The following is a 16962-nucleotide window of genomic DNA, read 5'->3' as shown; positions in this document are numbered from 1 at the left end:
CCGACCGGGATGACAGCGACGTGACGCGGCCCCGCGATCTCGTCGCCGGCTCCGCGCTACTCGGCACGGAAGAGGCGCATCGACGTTCCGGCGAGCGAGACGGTCTCTCCGGGGGCGAAGGACTCCGCGCTCGCGGACGGCGTCTCGTCGCCGCTCGACCACAGCGAGACGTAGCGCGTCACGCCCTCCACGTCGGGAAGCGTGACCTCGATCGGCCGTTCGGTGCCGTGAACCATGAGCAGCACGCGGTTGAAGCCCTCGAACTCGGGCGTGGACGCGGCCACGTACTGCAGCGTGCGGTGGGACGGATCGGTCCACCGCTCGATCGACATGGTCTCGCCGTGCTCGTCGTACCACTCCATGACAGATGCCGAGGGCGTGCGTTCACCGAGCCGCGCGAAGCGGCTGGGACGCAGTGCCGGGTTCTCGCGACGCAGGCGCAGGAGGTGCCGCACGTGGGCGTAGAGATCCTGCTGCCACGGCGCGTGCTCCCACGACAGCCACGTCAGGACCGAGTCGTGGCAGTACGCGTTGTTGTTCCCGCGCTGCGTGCGGGCGAATTCGTCGCCGGCGGTCAGCATCGGCACACCGGCCGACAGCAGCAGCGTGCCCAGGAGGTTGCGCATGGCCTTGCGCCGCGTCGCGAGGATGCGCTCGTCGTCGGTCGGGCCCTCCGCGCCGTGGTTGAAGGAGCGGTTGGTGTCGGCTCCGTCGCGGTTCTGCTCGCCGTTGCCGAGGTTGTGCTTGACGTCGTACGACACCAGGTCGCGCAGCGTGAAGCCGTCGTGCGCGGTCACGAAGTTGATGCTCGCGAGTGGACCGCGGGCGTCCGCGAAGGTGTTCGCAGATCCCGCGAGGCGGTTGGCGAAGCCTCCGATGCCCACCGGCGAGGTCGAGGCGCGACGCGCGTAGTCCACGTCGCTCAGCCAGAAGTTGCGGACGCGATCGCGGTAGCGGTCGTTCCACTCGCTCCAGCCGTCGCCGAAGTTCCCGGTCTGCCATCCGCCCATGCCGACGTCCCACGGCTCGGCGATCATCTTGACGCCCGCGAGCGCGGGGTCGTCGAGGATGGCGCGCAGCAGTGGATGCTCCGGCGTGAACACGTGCCCCGCATCGCGGCCGAGCGTCGCGGCGAGGTCGAACCGGAAGCCGTCGATCTGCACGTCGTTGGCCCAGTAGCGCAGCGAGTCCAGCACCAGGCGGGCCGCAGCATCCGTCGACGTGTTCACCGCGTTGCCGCAACCCGTGACGTCGATGTAGGCGCCGTCGGCCTGCTGGCGGTAGTAGGCGCGGTTGTCGATGCCGCGCAGACTCGAACGCGGACCGCCGATGCCCTCCTCGGCGGTGTGGTTGTAGACGACGTCGAGGATCACCTCGAGCCCGGCTTCGTGCAGCAGCTTCACCATGCCCTTGAACTCGCGCAGCACGGCCTCGGGGCCCTGCCGACGAGCGTCCTCGGTGGCGTATGCCGCGTGCGGCGTGAAGAAGTTCAGGGAGTTGTAACCCCAGTAGTTGGTGAGCCCATGCTGGAGCAGCCGCGGTTCGGTCGTGAACGCGTGAATCGGCAGCAGTTCGATGCTCGTGACGCCGAGGTCGAGGAAATGCTTCACCATGGCCGAGTGCGCGAGACCGGCGTACGTGCCGCGGAGGGCACCGGGGACGTCGGGATGCCGCTTCGACAGGCCCTTGAGATGGCCCTCGTACAGCACCGTGCGGTCCATCGGGATGGCGGGCTTGGCGACGCCGCCCCAGTCGAACGATCCGTCGACGACCTCCGAGCGCCAGCCGTCGTAGCCGGTCCGGACGAGTCCGCGGGCGTAGGGCTCCAGCAGGAGCGTGCCGCGGTTGAAAGTGTTGCCCGGGGCCTGCGGCCCGTCGACGCGGATCGCGTAGCGCGTGCCGGGTCGCAGCAGCGGGGTGGTGATCTCCCACACACCGCCGCCGATCGCGACGAGGGGCTCGGTCGCGGTGATCCAGTCGAGGTCGGTGTCGTCGAAGACGACGAGGTCGATCGCGTTCGCCGCATCCGACCAGACGCGCAGGCGTGCATGCCCGTCGAGCAGCACGACCCCCAGCCCGTCGAGCTCGGGGTCGAACAGACCCGCGTCAGGCGGCGAGATGACGGAGACCGGGCTGATCATGCGGACTACCATAACCATGGTCCGAGTCGGCGGTGTTACGACACCGGGTCCCACCGGACACGGAACTCGGATGCAGCAGCCCGCCGCGTCCGTTCGCGAAGGAGGTCGACCGGTCATGGGCGACGTGCGGATCTATCTCGATCACGCCGCGACGGCGCCGTTGCGGCCGGAGGCACGAGACGCGTGGATCGACGCCGCGGCGACGGTGGGCAACGCCTCCTCCATCCACGGCGCGGGACAGCACGCACGACGCGTGCTCGAGGAAGCGCGCGAGCGCCTCGCCGCGGTGGTGGGTGCCGATCCGATCGAGGTCGTGTTCACCTCGGGCGGCACCGAGGCCGTAAACCTCGCGGTGAAGGGCCTGTGGTGGGCCCGGCGACCGGATGCCGACACCGTGGTGCTGCCGGACGGCGAACATCACGCGACACTCGACGCGGTCGAATGGCTCGACGCGCAGGGCGCGCTCGTGCGGCACGTCGGCATCGACGGCACTGCCCGCATCCGCCTCGACGAGTTCACCGCGGCCTTGCCCGGCGCCGCGCTGGCCACCGCGCTCGTGGCGAACAACGAAGCCGGCACCGTGAACGACGCCGCCGCGCTGTCGGCGTCCGCCGCGGAGGCCGGCGTACCGCTGCACCTGGACGCGGTTGCGGCCTTCGGCCACGTGCCGGTGTCGTTCCGCGACTGGCGGGCCGATGCCCGCGGCCGCGCAGGCCTCGCAGCCCTGAGCGTGTCGGCGCACAAGATCGGTGGGCCGACGGGCGTGGGTGCGCTCGTCGTCGCGCGCGGCGCCGAGCTCACCGCCCTCGTGCACGGCGGTGGCCAGCAGCGGCGACTGCGCGCCGGTACACAGGACGTTCCCGGAGCCGCCGCCTTCGCGGTCGCCGCGGAGCTCGCCGAGGTGGAGCGCGCGACCGAGGCGGAACGACTCACGGCGCTGCGGGAGCGGCTGGTGCGCAGCATCCGTGATTCGATTCCCGATGTCGAGCTGCTCGGCGACCCCGTCGACCGCGTGCCCGGCAACGCGCACCTGCTGTTTCCGAGGGCATCGGGCGAGACGCTGCTCTTCCTGCTGGACATGGCCGGCATCGAGGTCTCGACGGGATCGGCGTGCCAGGCGGGCGTGCCGGAGCCGTCGCACGTCGTGCTCGCGATGGGACGGACGGATGCCGAAGCCCGCCAGGTGCTGCGGTTCACGCTCGGCCGCACCACCGCCGACTCCGACGTCGACGCCGTGCTCGCGGTGCTGCCCGACGTCGTCGAGCGTGCGCGGGCGGCGTCCGGGCCACGGTCAGGCAAGGGTTCGTAGACTGGACCCATGCGGATCCTTGCGGCCATGAGCGGTGGAGTGGACTCCGCCGTCGCGGCCGCCCGGGCCGTCGAGGCGGGCCACGATGTCGTCGGCGTCCACCTGGCGCTCTCGCGAGCGGGTGGCACGCTGCGCACCGGCAGCCGCGGCTGCTGCACCATCGAGGACGCCATGGACGCGCGGCGGGCCGCCGACCGGCTCGGCATCCCGTTCTACGTGTGGGACTTCTCCGAGCGGTTCCGCGACGATGTCATCGACGACTTCGTGGCCGAGTACCGCGCCGGCCGCACCCCGAACCCGTGCATGCGGTGCAACGAGAAGATCAAGTTCGCCGCGCTCCTGGAGCGCGCGCTCGAGCTCGGCTTCGACGCGGTGTGCACCGGGCACTACGCGACGCTCGTCGACGGCGCCGAAGGCCTCGAGCTGCACCGGGCTTCCGATGCCGCCAAGGACCAGTCCTATGTGCTCGGCGTCCTGAACGCCGAGCAGCTCGCGCACACGTATTTCCCTCTCGGCTCTACGCCCTCCAAGGCCCTCGTGCGCGCCGAGGCCGAGGAGCGCGGCCTGACCGTCGCGCACAAGCCGGACAGCCACGACATCTGCTTCATCCCCGACGGCGACACGCGCGGCTGGCTCGCCGAGAAGGTCGGCGCAGAACGCGGCGACATCGTCGACCGGACCGGCGCGGTGGTGGGCGCGCACGACGGTGCCCACGCCTTCACCGTCGGACAGCGTCGGGGTCTGCAGCTCGGCGTTCCGGCCCCCGATGGCAAGCCCCGGTTCGTGCTCGAGGTGCGGCCGGTCTCGAACACCGTGGTCGTCGGCCCCAAGGAGGCTCTCGCGACCGCCGAGATCGCGGGGGAGCGGTACTCCTGGGCCGGGCGCCCGCAGCCCGCGGGCGAGTTCGCCTGCCACGTGCAGATCCGCGCGCACGCCGAGCCCGTCCCGGCTGCCGCGACGCTCGCCGACGGCGTGCTGACGGTCGTCCCGGCGGAGCCGTTCGACGGCGTCGCGCCGGGCCAGACGGCTGTGCTCTACGACGGTACGCGCGTGATCGGGCAGTTCACGATCGATCGGACGGTCTCGGCTGTCCCGGTCGACGCGTAGCCGGCGGACGGATGCTGCGCCGCCGGCGTCTGCGGACTCCCCGGCGCCGTGGAGGTGTCGGACCCCGCTCCTAGACTGGTGCGGTGACGGATGACCTCGGTACGCCAGCCTCCGCGCCGCTCGATGCGGCGGACGCCCTTCCCACCGACGCCGGACTGGAGGCCTCGCGCACCGAAGCGCAAGAGCTGACGGATCGCATCATCGACGCCCGTGACGCGTACTACGGGCGCAACGCCGAACTCGTCGACGACGCGACCTACGACGGGTGGATGCATCGGCTCGAAGAGCTCGAGCGCCTTCACCCCGAACTCCAGGGCCAGGACTCGCCCACGCAGACCGTCGGCGCCGCCGAGAGCTCGATGTTCGCGCCGGTCGAGCACGCCGAGCGCATGCTGAGCCTCGACAACGTCTTCAGCCTCGACGAGCTGCGCGACTGGTGCGTCAAGACCGAGTCGGCGGCCGGCCGCAAGGTCCGGTGGCTCACCGAGCTCAAGATCGACGGACTCGCGATCAGCCTGCGGTACGAGCGTGGCGTGCTGACGTCGGCGGCGACACGCGGCGACGGTCGCACCGGCGAAGACGTCACGATCAACGCGGTCCGCGTCGCGGGCATCCCGCAGCGGCTCGAGGGCACCGGGCACCCCGACCTCGTCGAGGTGCGCGGAGAGGTGTTCATCCCGGTGGCGGCGTTCGAAGCGCTGAACGCGCTGCAGGCCGACATGCGCGATCGAGCCGTCGAAGAGACGCGCGCCCGCAGCCGGGCGTTCGACGAGGCCAAGGCGCGATTGAGCGCGGAGCGGCGGTTCCCGTCGTTCGCCAACCCGCGCAACGCCGCCTCGGGCGGCCTCCGTCAGCAGCTCGACAAGAAGGACGGCCTCGAGCGGGAGGCGGGCCAGGCCCGGCTCGACTCCCTCCGCCTGTTCGTCCACGGAATCGGCGCGTGGAGCCGTCCGCCCGTCGACTCGCAGAGCGAGACGTACGGGCTGCTCGCCGAGTGGGGGCTCCCGACGAGCCCATACTTCCGAACCGCCGACGACATCGACGGCGTGCTGGAGTTCGTCGCCCACTACGGCGAGCACCGCCACGACGTCGAGCACGAGATCGACGGCGTCGTCGTCAAGGTCGACGAGCTCGCGCTCCACGACGAGCTCGGCGCGACGAGCCGAGCTCCGCGCTGGGCGATCGCGTACAAGTACCCGCCCGAACAGGTGAACACGAAGCTGCTCGACATCGTCGTCTCGGTGGGGCGCACGGGTCGCGCCACGCCGTTCGCCGTGATGGCTCCCGCTCGCGTCGCCGGATCGGTGGTCCGTCAGGCGACGCTGCACAACCAGGACGTCGTCCGCGCGAAGGGTGTGCTGATCGGCGACACGGTCGTGCTCCGCAAGGCGGGTGATGTGATCCCCGAGATCCTCGGTCCGGTGGTCGAACTCCGCGACGGCACCGAGCGCGAGTTCGTCATGCCCGCGGACTGCCCCGAGTGCGGCTTCCCGCTCGCGCCGGCGAAGGAAGGCGACATCGACCTCCGCTGCCCGAACACGCGAGCGTGCCCGGCGCAGGTGCGCGGTCGCGTCGAGCACATCGGCTCGCGCGGTGCCCTCGACATCGAGGCGCTGGGCGAGGTCACCGCGGCCGCCCTCACGCAGCCGTCCGTGCCCGAGGTGCCGCCGCTCGAGACCGAGGCGACGCTCTTCGAACTCACCGTCGACCAGCTCGTGCCGATCGAGGTCGTCGTGCGCGATGCCGAGACCGGAGAACCCCGCATCGACGAGAAGACGGGCGAGGTCGTGCGGCGGGCGCCGTTCCGGCGCAACCCCACGCCGGCGGAGAAGAAGGCAGGCATCACCGAGGCTCAGCCTTCGGCGCAGGCGCTCACGCTGATCGATCAGCTGGAGCGCGCGAAGGGCAAGGAACTTTGGCGGTTCCTGGTGGCTCTCAACATCCGCCACGTCGGCCCGGTGGCGGCGCGCGCGCTGGCGCAGTGGTTCGGCTCGGTCGAGGCGATCCGCGAGGCATCGCGTGACGACCTCGCCGCGGTCGAGGGCGTGGGCGGGATCATCGCCGACTCGCTCCGGGAGTGGTTCGACGTGGACTGGCACCGCGACATCGTCGCTCGCTGGGCCGCGGCGGGCGCCCGACTCGCCACCCCCGGCCACCCCGGGCCGGGCGCAGCGGTCAGCACCGGTGGTGTGCTCGACGGCCTCACCGTCGTCGCGACCGGGTCGCTGGAGGGGTACAGCCGAGAGGGCGCGCAGGAGGCGATCCTCAAGGCCGGAGGCAAGGCGGCGTCGAGCGTGTCGAAGAAGACCGACTTCGTCGCGGCGGGGCCGGGGGCCGGTTCGAAGCTCACGAAGGCGGAGGAGCTCGGCATCCGCATTCTCGACGCCGCACAGTTCCACATCCTGGTGACACGGGGACCCGAAGCGCTCGACGCCCTCGAGCCCGACGCGGGCTGACCCGAGCCGCGCGGAATCGATGCATCGTCGGGCGACTGCTGCGATGATGACCGCATGACGCAGTGGCTCTACCGCATCGTCCCTTCGCGGCCCGAGATGGTCGTCGACGCGACGCCCGACGAGCAGCGCATCGTCGGCGCCCACTTCGATTACCTGGTCGAGCTCCGCGACCAGGGCACGCTGATCCTCGCCGGCCGCACACAGGAGGCGGAGGGCACGTTCGGCATCACGATCTTCGAGGCCGACGACGAGTCGGCCGCTCGCGCGGTCATGGACGCCGACCCCGCGGTCGCGGCAGGCGTCTTCGTCGCCTCTCTGCACCCGTACCGGATCGCGGTCGCGCGCGACGGGCTCGGGGAGTGAGTCGTCAGGCGCCCGTGTTCAGCGCGAGCAGGCGGTCGCGCACCTGGCGACGCAGCACCTTGCCGATGAGGGACTTCGGCAGCTCGTCGACGACGTAGATGCGCCGAGGAACCTTGTACGGCGTGAGAATGCCGCGGGCGAACTCGCGGACGGCTTCGACGTCGATCTCCTGACCCGGAGAGACGACGATCGCCGCGACGACCTCCTCGCCGGAATGCTCGCTCGGCAGCCCGACGACCGCGGCATCATCGACCTGCGGGTGCTGGCGGAGCGCGTTCTCGACCTCCGTCGGGGCGACGTTGAATCCGCCCGTGATGATGAGCTCCTTGATCCGGTCGACGATGCGGACGAACCCGGCGTCGTCGATCGTGACGATATCGCCGGTGCGGAACCACCCCTCGGTGAAGACCGCCTCGGTCTCCTCGGGCTTGCCGTAGTAGCCGCCGAACACCTGCGGCCCGCGCACGACGAGTTCGCCGCGCTCGCCCGCCGGCACGTCCTGCGTGGGGTCGTCGGGATCGACGACGCGGCACTCCGTACCGGGCAGGGGCAGGCCGACGGTGCCGGGGACGCGATTGTCGGCGACCGGGTTCGCCATCAGCACCGGCGAGCACTCGCTGAGGCCGTAGCCCTCGACGAGGAACCCGCCAGAGGCCGCTTCGAACGGCACCACCAGCTCGTGGGGGAGTGCCATGGCGCCCGAGATCGCGACCTCGGTGCCCGTGAGCGCCACGCCCTTCTCGCGCGCCGCCTTGAGCAGGCGATCGGCGATCGGCGGCACGAGCGGGAGGAACGTCGCCGGATGCTTCTTGGTCACGTCCAGCACCATGTCGGGATCGAAGCGCGGGAAGAGCACCAGCCGTGCGCCCATCGACATGGCGAAGGTCAGGCACAGCGTCAGCCCGTAGGCGTGGAACATCGGCAGCACGGCGTACACGACGCATCCGTCTCCGCGCACGATCGACGGCACCCACGCGCGCGCCTGCGCCGCGTTCGAGAGCAGGTTGCGATGCGTGAGCGACGCACCCTTCGGGGTGCCGGTCGTGCCGCTCGTGTACTGGATGAGTGCGAGGTCGTCGGTGCCCGGGCGCGGGTGGGATGCCGGGAGCGGCGACGACCCGACGACCTGCTCCCAGGTCACCGTGCCGGAGACGCGCTCGGAGAGCGCCTCGCGGGCCTCGCGGGCCTTCGCGACGGGGAGCTTGAGCGCGAGGCGGGTGCCGAACGGCATCGCCTTGATGACGTCGACAGAGATGAGGTTCGTCACCGCGAGGTCGGTGGGGAACTCCTGCACGGTCGCGACGACCTTGGTCCACACGATGGCGTGCTTCGCGCCGTGATCCTCGAACTGCTTGCGAAGCTCCCGTGGTGTGTAGAGCGGGTTGTGCTCGATGACGACGGCGCCGAGCCTCAGGATCGCGTAGAACGCGACGATGTGCTGCGGGCAATTGGGCAGCACGATCGCGACGGGGTCGCCTGCCTTCACACCGAGGTTGCGCAGTCCTGCCGCCGCACGCTCGATCTGCTCCTGCAGCGAGCGGTACGACGTCTCGCGTCCGAAGAACTGCAGGGCCGCAGCATCCGGGTAATCGCGTGCAGAGGCATCGACGATGTCGACGAGAGAGCCCGTCACGGGGGCGAGGTCCTCCGGGACGCCTTCGGCGTAACTGGCGATCCAGGGGCGAGGCGGGTCGAAGGTCGTCACGGCCACAGCCTACGCCGGGGGCGCCTCGGGCCAGTGGTGCGGCCCCGGTAGTCTTATCTGGTGTCTGAAATCACCCCCGATCTCGTGCGCCATCTCGGTGTGCTCGCCCGGATCCAGCTGAGCGACGGAGAGATCGAGCGCCTCACCGGCCAGCTCGATGCGATCGTCGACAACATCGCCAAGGTCTCCGAGGTCGCCACGCCCGACGTCCCCGCCACCAGCCACCCGATCGCCCTCGAGAACGTGTTCCGTTCGGACGTTCCCGGTGACCTGCTGACGCCCGCGCAGGTGCTGCAGAACGCGCCTGATTCCGCGGACGGGCGTTTCCGCGTGACGGCCATCCTCGGCGAAGAGCAGTAAGGGACCCCGACGTGACCGATCTCACGAAGCTGAGCGCCGCCGCGCTCGCAGACAAGCTCTCCGCCGGCGAGGTCTCGAGCGTGGAGGCCACGCAGGCCCACCTCGATCGCATCGCCGCGGTGGACGCCGACGTGCACGCCTTCCTCCACGTCAGCGAGCACGCGCTCGACGTGGCCGCCGACATCGACCGCCGGCGCTCGGCCGGCCACGACCTCGGTCCGCTCGCGGGTGTGCCTCTGGCGATCAAGGACGTGCTGGTGACGACCGACATGCCGTCGACCAGCGGCTCGAAGATCCTCGAGGGCTACATGTCGCCGTACGACGCGACCGTCGTCGCGCGCTCGCGCGCCGCGGGTCTGGTGCCGCTCGGCAAGACCAACATGGACGAGTTCGCGATGGGCTCGTCGACCGAGCACTCGGCCTACGGTCCGACCCGCAACCCGTGGGACCTCTCGCGCATCCCCGGCGGCTCGGGCGGCGGCTCGGCCGCCGCGGTCGCGGCCTTCGAGGCGCCGCTGGCCCTCGGCTCCGACACCGGCGGCTCGATCCGCCAGCCGGCGCACGTCACCGGAACGGTGGGCATCAAGCCGACCTACGGCGGCGTCAGCCGCTACGGCGCGATCGCTCTCGCATCGAGCCTCGACCAGGTCGGCCCCGTGACCCGGACGGTGCTCGACGCCGGGCTCCTCCACGATGTCATCGGCGGGCACGACCCGCACGACTCCACGTCGCTCGCCCACGAGTGGCCGTCGTTCGCCGGCGCCGCCCGCGAGGGCGCCACCGGCGAGGTGCTCAAGGGCCTCAAGGTGGGTGTCATCCGCGAGCTCCCCGACAGCGGCTTCCAGGCGGGTGTGTCGGAGTCGTTCCGTGCGGCGCTGGCCGCGATGGAGGAGCAGGGCGCCGAGATCGTCGAGATCAGCGCACCGCACTTCGAGTACGGCGTCGCCGCCTACTACCTGATTCTCCCGGCCGAGGCATCCAGCAATCTGGCCAAGTTCGACTCGGTCCGCTTCGGCCTGCGCGTCGATGTTCCCGGCGGCACCGTCGAGGACGTCATGGCGAAGACCCGCGACGCCGGCTTCGGCGACGAGGTGAAGCGCCGCATCATCCTCGGCACCTACGCGCTGTCGGCGGGCTACTACGACGCCTACTACGGTTCGGCCCAGAAGGTGCGTACGCTCATCCAGCGCGACTTCGCGGACGCGTTCGCGCAGGTGGATGTCATCGCGACACCGTCGGCACCGACCACCGCGTTCAAGCTCGGCGAGAAGATCGACGACCCGCTGCAGATGTACCTCAACGACGTGACGACGATCCCGGCGAACCTCGCCGGCGTGCCGGGCATCTCGATCCCGTCTGGCCTGGCGTCGGAGGACGGCCTGCCTGTCGGGATCCAGTTCCTCGCTCCTGCGCACGAGGACGCGCGTCTGTACCGCGTCGGTGCGGCGCTGGAGTCCCTGCTCGTCGACTCGTGGGGCGGTCCGCTCCTCGACAGGGCGCCGGCCCTCGGCGCGAACGGAGGTGCCCGCTGATGGCGAAGGACAAGCTGATGGACTTCGACAAGGCGCTCGAGCTCTACGAGCCGGTCCTCGGGTTCGAGGTGCACGTCGAGCTCAACACCGAGACCAAGATGTTCTCGGCGGCGGCGAACCCCGCGAACTCCGCGAACCACGGCGCCGAGGCGAACACCCTCGTCGCGCCCGTCGACATGGGCCTGCCGGGTGCGCTGCCCGTCGTCAACGAGACCGCGGTCCGCTACTCGATCAGCCTGGGCCTCGCGCTCGGCTGCTCGATCGCGCCGTCGAGCCGGTTCGCGCGGAAGAACTACTTCTACCCCGACCTCGGCAAGAACTATCAGATCTCGCAGTACGACGAGCCCATCGCGTTCGAGGGCTCGGTCGACATCGAGCTGGCCGACGGTGAGATCGTCACGGTGCCGATCGAGCGCGCGCACATGGAAGAGGATGCCGGCAAGCTCACGCACGTCGGCGGCTCGACCGGTCGCATCCAGGGCGCCGAGTACTCGCTGGTCGACTACAACCGCGCCGGCGTCCCGCTCGTCGAGATCGTCACCAAGCCGATCTTCGGCGCCGAGCACCGCGCGCCGGAGATCGCGAAGGCGTACGTCGCGACGATCCGCGACATCGTGATCGCGCTCGGCATCTCGGAGGCGCGCATGGAGCGCGGCAATCTCCGCTGCGACGCCAATGTGTCGCTGCGCCCACGCGGCCAGGAGAAGCTCGGCACGCGCACCGAGACGAAGAACGTCAACTCGATGCGCTCGGTCGAGCGTGCGGTGCGTTACGAGATCCAGCGCCAGGCGGCGATCCTCGCCGCCGGCGGAACGATCACGCAGGAGACGCGTCACTGGCACGAGGACACGGGCACCACATCGCCAGGTCGTCCCAAGTCCGACGCCGACGACTACCGCTACTTCCCGGAGCCCGACCTGCTGCCGGTCGCGCCGTCGCTCGAGTTGATCGAGCAGCTCCGCGCCGCGCTGCCCGAGCCGCCCGCGGCTCGCCGGCGTCGCCTCAAGGCCGACTGGGGCTTCGCAGACATCGACTTCCAGGGCGTCGTGAACGCGGGACTGCTCGCGGAGGTCGAAGCCACGATCGCGGCGGGCACGTCGCCCGCTTCAGCGCGCAAGTGGTGGACGGGCGAGCTCCTGCGCATCGCCAACGCCGAGGGCCGCGAACCCGCGGAGCTGGCGACGCCGGCGGACGTGGCCGCTCTGCAGTCGCTCGTCGATGCCGGGACCCTGACCGACAAACTCGCGCGCCAGGTGCTCGAGGGGATGATCGCCGGTGAGGGCACGCCGCAGGAGATCGTCGACGCCCGCGGGCTCGCGGTCGTCTCGGACGACGGTGCGCTCATCGCGGCGATCGACGAGGCACTGGCCGCTCAGCCCGACGTGCTCGAGAAGATCCGCGACGGCAAGGTGCAGGCTGCGGGCGCGGTGATCGGCGCGGTCATGAAGGCGATGAAGGGCCAGGCGGATGCCGCCCGCGTGCGCGAGCTCGTGCTCGAGCGCGCAGGCTCCGCGGACGCCTAGGAGAACGACGGAGGCGGGCGTTCGAGCTCGACGAGAGGGCGGGTCCTGACCGGGATCCGCCCTCTCGCGTCGATGTCCGCGGTTGCTGGGAGGATGGACGCATGGGGCGTGGCGACGGAACCGGCCGGGTCGTCTCACCAAAGGGTGCCGACGACAGCGGTGCGGGAATCCTGCACGTCGACATGGACGCGTTCTACGCGTCGGTCGAGCAGCTGGACGACCCCTCCCTGCGCGGCAAGGCGATCATCATCGGCGCGCCCGAGAGCCGCTCCGTCGTCTCGAGCGCATCGTACGAGGCCCGTCGCTTCGGCGTGCGCTCGGCGATGCCGGTCGGCCAGGCGCTGCGACTGTGCCCGCACGCGATCGTCGTCCTTCCGCACTTCGATCGGTATCTCGAGATGTCGTCGCAGGTGATGCGCATCTTCCGCGACGTGACCCCGCTGGTCGAGCCGCTCTCGATCGACGAAGCATTCCTCGACGTGCGCGGTGCGCGGCGGCTCTGGGGGAGTCCGGGAGAGATCGCACGGATGCTGCGCCGCCGCGTCCTCGACGAGACCGGCCTCACCTGCAGCGTCGGCGTCGCCGCGACGAAGCATGTCGCGAAGATGGCCTCCACCTTGAGCAAACCCGACGGCCTCCTGATCGTCGCCGAGGCGGACACCGCCGCATTCCTCGCCCCACGGTCGGTACGCGCGCTGTGGGGCGTCGGACCCAAGACTTCCGAAGCGCTCGAGGCGCGCGGCATCCGCACCATCGCCGACGTGATCGACACCCCCCGCGAACTGCTCGATCGCGCTCTTGGCGTCGCGATGGGGGACCGCATCTGGCACCTTGCGCGGGGGATCGATGCACGCGAGGTCGACACAGGCCGGCTGGAGAAGAGCGTGGGGCACGAAGAGACCTTCCACGAAGACATCGGCGACACCGCGATCCTGCGTTCCGAGCTGCGGCGCCTCGCCGACCGGGTCGGCGCGCGACTGCGCAGCAGCGGGTGGGAGGCGTCCACGGTCGCGATCAAGGTGCGGTACGCGGACTTCACCACCATTTCGCGCTCGCAGACGCTCGCCGAGCCCACTGCGGTCGGGCAGCGCATCGGCGACGCCGCCCACGAGCTGTTCGCCGCGGTCGACCGCACCCTGCCCGTCCGGCTGATCGGCGTCCGGGCGGAGAAGCTGCGCCCCGCCGGGACGGCGATGGCGACGCTGTGGGACGACGACGAGGGCTGGCGACGGATCGAGGACGCGCTGGACGGCGCGACCGCGAAGTTCGGACGCGGAGCGGTCACCCGAGCGACGCTGCTCGGCACTCGCGGCGGCGACACTCTTCCCTCGAGCCCGCCGGCGCCGAGGCTCGACCAGGGCTGACTCCGGAGAACGGGGGCACGATGGGTTGCCGGTGTTCACCCCCGCGCTGTGCGAGGGGCGCGGCGCCGGGTACGTTGGACGCATGCCCAACATCGCACTCGAACTCGGCAAGCAGTCCGCGTCCTTCGGCGTGAAGAGCGCATACGGCGAGCAGCAGGATGTCGACGGCGTTCGCATCATCCCCGTTGCATTGACGTGGTCAGGCTTCGGCGGCGGATCGGATGAGGCCGGCAACGGCGGCGGAGGCGGCGGAGGCTGGGCCATCCCGGTCGGCGCATACATCCGGCAGGGCGACGGGCTGCGGTTCGAGCCGAACATCATCGCGCTCCTGACGGTCGCGATTCCGTTCGTCTTCTTCGCCGGTCGCGCGCTCAGCCGTGTCATCCGCACCCTCAAGAAGTAGCCCGGACGCCGTCGGCAACTCGCTCGATATCGCGGTCGGCCAGATCATCGCGGCGATCGCGCAGGTCGCGGCCTCGAATCCGGTCGTCCTCATCGACGGACGCAGCGGAGCCGGCAAGACGTCGCTGGCACGGACTCTGGTCGCACGATGGCCGCTGCGCGGCCGGGTGCAGCTCGTGGCGCTCGATTCGATCTACCCGGGCTGGGACGGCCTGGACGACGGCGTCGCGCTCGCGAAGGACCAGATCCTGACCCCGCACGCCAAAGGGCTCGTGGGTGTGTGGCAGCGGTGGGACTGGACCGTCGGCGAGCCCGCCGAGGCGCACGCCGTCGACCCGTCTCTGCCGCTCATCGTCGAGGGCTCGGGAGTCCTCACGCCCGCGACGGCGCGCCTCGCCGACGTCCGCGTCTGGCTCGAGTCGCCGGCGGCGTCGCGCAAGCAGCGGGCGCTGACCCGTGACGGCGAGACGTACCGTCCGCATTGGGAGCGATGGGCGCGCCAGGAGCACCGGCACGTCACCCGCGACGATCCGATGAACCTCGCGACCCTCGTGATCCCCGTGCCGTGAGCGCGGATCAGTCCGCGCGGTCGACGGCCGCCACGAGGCCGTCGAGCCGGTACCCGATCCAGTCGTAGACGCCGAAGCGCGGATCGTCGTGCTCGTGGTCGTCCTCTACGACGACGCCCAACCGCGTCGCCAGCACCAGACGGACGGCCGCGAGGGTGCGCAGCCATGCCTGGGCCGTCTCTGGATCGAGCCTGATCTCGACCTCTTCCAGCAGCGCCGGGTCGTCGGGATCCTCGGGGATCTGAGCCGCGTCCTGAAGGGAGGCCAGCACGAGGCCGGCGTCCGACTCCCGTCGACCGAGCAGGTCCGCCTGCGTCAGGGCCCGGAACTCCCGCGCGGCCTCCTCGTCGTCCGCGTACGCGGACGGCACCAGCCGGGCGATCGCCGGGTCGCCGGCGTCGGGCGCGGACTCGCGAAGCAACTCGGCGAACTGGCCGACGAGCCCTGCGAGGTGCGCCGCCTCGAGCCGGGCGAGCTCGAGCACGACGATCCGGCGGCTCACCGGGGCTCCTGCCTCACGGTCGCCCACAAGCCGTAGTCGTGCATCGCCTGGGCATGCATCTCCATCTGCTCGCGGGGGCCCTGCGAGACGACGGCGTGCCCGTCGTTGTGCACGGCGAGCATGAGCCGTTCGGCGTCGGCACGCACGAGACCGAAGTACTCGCGGAAGACATGGGTGACGTAGCTCATCAGGTTGACGGGGTCGTCCCAGACCACCGTCTGCCACGGGCGCGCGGGATCGACGCGCTCAGCGACGTCGATGTCCTCCTCGACCGATGGTGCAGCGAGCGGGGCCATCATGCCCACCCCAGCTCGTGCAGGCGATCATCGTCGATTCCGTAGAAGTGCGCGATCTCGTGCACCAGCGTGGTGTGCACCTCGTTGCGCAGCTCATCCTCGTCATCGCACACCGCCAGATGCGGTTCGCGGTAGACGATGATGCGATCGGGCAGCTCGCCGATCCCGTAGCGTTCCCGCTCCGTCAGCGCCCAGCCGTCATAGAGCCCCAGCAGCTCGAGGCTGCCGTCCTCCGGTCGGTCTTCGACGACGAACACGACGTTGTCGAGGCCCTCGACCATGTCGTCGGGGAGGGCGTCCAGCTCGTCGATCACGAGCGTCTCGAAGGTCGCGGCATCCATCTCCATCATGATGCCCCGCTTCTACGCGAATGGGGCGCGAAAGACGCGCCCCATTCGATTGATTTGGGGTGAGTAACGGGACTTGAACCCGCGACCCCCTGGACCACAACCAGGTGCTCTACCAACTGAGCTATACCCACCATGTCTCCCGCTCGCGCGGGCAACCAGACGATTCTCTCACACCTCCGGAGCAAACGACGACACGACGGCAGCAGCAGCTGCGCGCGCGCCGTCGCTCGTCGGGCCGGGCTCTGGAACGAACACCGCCTGGCGGTAGTACGCGAGTTCGCGGATCGACTCGAGGATGTCGGCCAGGGCGCGGTGACCGCCGTCCTTCGCGGGGGCGTGGATGTACGCGCGCGGGTACCAGCGGCGCGACAACTCCTTGATGCTCGAGACGTCGACGTTGCGGTAGTGCAGCCAGCGGTCGACACGCGGCATGTACTTCGCGAGGAACATGCGGTCGGTGCCGATGGTGTTTCCGGCGAGGGGAGCCTTGCCCTCGAGTGGGACGAACCGCTGGATGTACTCGAGCACCTGGAACTCGGCGTCCGCCAGGCTCACGCCCTGGGGGATCTCGTCGAGGAGCCCGGAGGTGCGGTGCATGTTGGTGACGAACTCGTTCATGTTCGCCAGTGCCGATTCGTCGGGCTTGATCACGACGGAGAAGCCGGGATCGAGCGTGCGCAGCTCGAAGTCGGTGACGACCACAGCGATCTCCACCAACTCGTCCACGCCGAGGTCGAGCCCGGTCATCTCGCAGTCGATCCATACCAGACGGTCGTTCTCGGATGCACCCACCATGTGCTCCATCCTTATCGCAAGTCCAGACATCCCACGGGCCTGGACTCGGGTGCCGACTCCCACGCCGGACCCGTTCGCCCCTCCGGGAGGATTCGAACCCCCGACCTGGCGGGTAGAAACCGCTCGCTCTGTCCCCTGAGCTACGGAGGGAAGGGTTCTTCCACACTACCGGGTCGCACCACGCCGTC

At 70.4% G+C, this 16962-nt stretch carries 16 protein-coding genes and 2 tRNA genes; 10 read left to right on the top strand and 8 right to left on the bottom strand.

Annotated features, from left to right (window positions below):
* Positions 1 to 56: 56 nt before the first annotated feature.
* Positions 57 to 2141: a glycogen debranching protein GlgX gene (gene glgX / locus ACVN90_RS10280; RefSeq protein ID WP_475102019.1), complete on the bottom strand. Its 2085-nt coding sequence runs from the start codon at positions 2139 to 2141 to the stop codon at positions 57 to 59.
* Between the two features lie 124 nt (positions 2142 to 2265).
* Between glgX and ACVN90_RS10275 the strand changes: the two genes are divergently transcribed.
* From ACVN90_RS10275 to ACVN90_RS10260, 4 genes are all read left to right on the top strand, one after another.
* The gene (locus tag ACVN90_RS10275) at positions 2266 to 3450 is read left to right on the top strand and encodes a cysteine desulfurase family protein (RefSeq protein WP_475102097.1); all 1185 of its coding nucleotides are present in this window, start codon (positions 2266 to 2268) and stop codon (positions 3448 to 3450) included.
* A gap of 9 nt (positions 3451 to 3459) precedes the next feature.
* Positions 3460 to 4557 carry a tRNA 2-thiouridine(34) synthase MnmA gene (gene mnmA, locus ACVN90_RS10270; RefSeq protein WP_475102018.1) on the top strand — a complete coding sequence of 366 codons (1098 nt, stop codon included), beginning with the start codon at positions 3460 to 3462 and terminating at the stop codon, positions 4555 to 4557.
* Between the two features lie 83 nt (positions 4558 to 4640).
* Positions 4641 to 7013: an NAD-dependent DNA ligase LigA gene (gene ligA / locus ACVN90_RS10265; protein ID WP_475102017.1), complete on the top strand. Its 2373-nt coding sequence runs from the start codon at positions 4641 to 4643 to the stop codon at positions 7011 to 7013.
* A 54-nt stretch (positions 7014 to 7067) separates the two neighbouring features.
* Positions 7068 to 7376: a YciI family protein gene (locus ACVN90_RS10260; protein ID WP_475102016.1), complete on the top strand. Its 309-nt coding sequence runs from the start codon at positions 7068 to 7070 to the stop codon at positions 7374 to 7376.
* Between the two features lie 4 nt (positions 7377 to 7380).
* On the opposite strand, the gene ACVN90_RS10255 is transcribed toward ACVN90_RS10260, so the two are convergent.
* On the bottom strand, positions 7381 to 9081 hold the full coding sequence (locus ACVN90_RS10255; RefSeq protein WP_475102015.1) for a long-chain-fatty-acid--CoA ligase: 1701 nt from the start codon (positions 9079 to 9081) through the stop codon (positions 7381 to 7383).
* Between the two features lie 60 nt (positions 9082 to 9141).
* Between ACVN90_RS10255 and gatC the strand changes: the two genes are divergently transcribed.
* The 6 genes from gatC (at position 9142) to ACVN90_RS10225 (ending at position 14831) form a co-directional block, all read left to right on the top strand.
* The gene (gene gatC / locus ACVN90_RS10250; RefSeq protein WP_475102014.1) at positions 9142 to 9441 is read left to right on the top strand and encodes an Asp-tRNA(Asn)/Glu-tRNA(Gln) amidotransferase subunit GatC; all 300 of its coding nucleotides are present in this window, start codon (positions 9142 to 9144) and stop codon (positions 9439 to 9441) included.
* A gap of 11 nt (positions 9442 to 9452) precedes the next feature.
* The gene (gene gatA, locus ACVN90_RS10245; protein WP_475102013.1) at positions 9453 to 10973 is read left to right on the top strand and encodes an Asp-tRNA(Asn)/Glu-tRNA(Gln) amidotransferase subunit GatA; all 1521 of its coding nucleotides are present in this window, start codon (positions 9453 to 9455) and stop codon (positions 10971 to 10973) included.
* On the top strand, positions 10973 to 12496 hold the full coding sequence (gene gatB, locus ACVN90_RS10240; protein ID WP_475102012.1) for an Asp-tRNA(Asn)/Glu-tRNA(Gln) amidotransferase subunit GatB: 1524 nt from the start codon (positions 10973 to 10975) through the stop codon (positions 12494 to 12496). The genes gatA and gatB overlap by 1 nt, the downstream gene beginning before the upstream one ends.
* A gap of 101 nt (positions 12497 to 12597) precedes the next feature.
* A complete protein-coding gene (locus tag ACVN90_RS10235; RefSeq protein ID WP_475102011.1) occupies positions 12598 to 13860 on the top strand; it encodes a DNA polymerase IV in 1263 nt (420 codons plus the stop codon).
* A gap of 82 nt (positions 13861 to 13942) precedes the next feature.
* Positions 13943 to 14263: a hypothetical protein gene (locus ACVN90_RS10230; RefSeq protein ID WP_159843834.1), complete on the top strand. Its 321-nt coding sequence runs from the start codon at positions 13943 to 13945 to the stop codon at positions 14261 to 14263.
* Positions 14238 to 14831 carry a nucleoside/nucleotide kinase family protein gene (locus ACVN90_RS10225; protein ID WP_475102010.1) on the top strand — a complete coding sequence of 198 codons (594 nt, stop codon included), beginning with the start codon at positions 14238 to 14240 and terminating at the stop codon, positions 14829 to 14831. Before ACVN90_RS10230 ends, ACVN90_RS10225 begins: the two co-directional genes overlap by 26 nt.
* Before the next feature lie 7 nt (positions 14832 to 14838).
* On the opposite strand, the gene ACVN90_RS10220 is transcribed toward ACVN90_RS10225, so the two are convergent.
* The 6 genes from ACVN90_RS10220 to ACVN90_RS10195 form a co-directional block, all read right to left on the bottom strand.
* Positions 14839 to 15333 carry a DUF2017 family protein gene (locus ACVN90_RS10220; RefSeq protein WP_475102009.1) on the bottom strand — a complete coding sequence of 165 codons (495 nt, stop codon included), beginning with the start codon at positions 15331 to 15333 and terminating at the stop codon, positions 14839 to 14841.
* Complete coding sequence (gene clpS / locus ACVN90_RS10215) at positions 15330 to 15629, bottom strand: ATP-dependent Clp protease adapter ClpS (RefSeq protein WP_475102008.1); 300 nt, start codon at positions 15627 to 15629, stop codon at positions 15330 to 15332. The genes ACVN90_RS10220 and clpS overlap by 4 nt, the downstream gene beginning before the upstream one ends.
* On the bottom strand, positions 15629 to 15976 hold the full coding sequence (locus ACVN90_RS10210) for a metallopeptidase family protein (protein WP_475102096.1): 348 nt from the start codon (positions 15974 to 15976) through the stop codon (positions 15629 to 15631). The genes clpS and ACVN90_RS10210 overlap by 1 nt, the downstream gene beginning before the upstream one ends.
* A gap of 58 nt (positions 15977 to 16034) precedes the next feature.
* A tRNA-His gene (locus ACVN90_RS10205) sits at positions 16035 to 16110 on the bottom strand.
* Between the two features lie 37 nt (positions 16111 to 16147).
* Positions 16148 to 16774 (bottom strand): oligoribonuclease, encoded by a 627-nt coding sequence (gene orn / locus ACVN90_RS10200; RefSeq protein WP_475102007.1) that lies wholly within the window; start codon positions 16772 to 16774, stop codon positions 16148 to 16150.
* Between the two features lie 77 nt (positions 16775 to 16851).
* Positions 16852 to 16924, bottom strand: a tRNA-Arg gene (locus tag ACVN90_RS10195).
* Positions 16925 to 16962 lie beyond the last annotated feature (38 nt).

The organism is Microbacterium sp. F01, from assembly GCF_056156365.1.
The sequence above is the reverse complement of the archived record's forward strand: the minus strand, read 5'-3'. Positions and strand labels throughout refer to the sequence as shown.

Bases quoted from the DNA above. Each gene is read 5' to 3' on its own strand.
- glgX (WP_475102019.1), bottom strand. From the start codon at position 2,141: ATGATCAGCCCGGTCTCCGTCATCTCGCCGCCTGACGCGGGTCTGTTC.
- mnmA (WP_475102018.1), top strand. From the start codon at position 3,460: ATGCGGATCCTTGCGGCCATGAGCGGTGGAGTGGACTCCGCCGTCGCG.
- ACVN90_RS10260 (WP_475102016.1), top strand. From the start codon at position 7,068: ATGACGCAGTGGCTCTACCGCATCGTCCCTTCGCGGCCCGAGATGGTC.
- gatB (WP_475102012.1), top strand. From the start codon at position 10,973: ATGGCGAAGGACAAGCTGATGGACTTCGACAAGGCGCTCGAGCTCTAC.
- ACVN90_RS10235 (WP_475102011.1), top strand. From the start codon at position 12,598: ATGGGGCGTGGCGACGGAACCGGCCGGGTCGTCTCACCAAAGGGTGCC.
- ACVN90_RS10230 (WP_159843834.1), top strand. From the start codon at position 13,943: ATGCCCAACATCGCACTCGAACTCGGCAAGCAGTCCGCGTCCTTCGGC.
- clpS (WP_475102008.1), bottom strand. From the start codon at position 15,629: ATGGCCCCGCTCGCTGCACCATCGGTCGAGGAGGACATCGACGTCGCT.
- ACVN90_RS10210 (WP_475102096.1), bottom strand. From the start codon at position 15,976: ATGGAGATGGATGCCGCGACCTTCGAGACGCTCGTGATCGACGAGCTG.
- orn (WP_475102007.1), bottom strand. From the start codon at position 16,774: ATGGTGGGTGCATCCGAGAACGACCGTCTGGTATGGATCGACTGCGAG.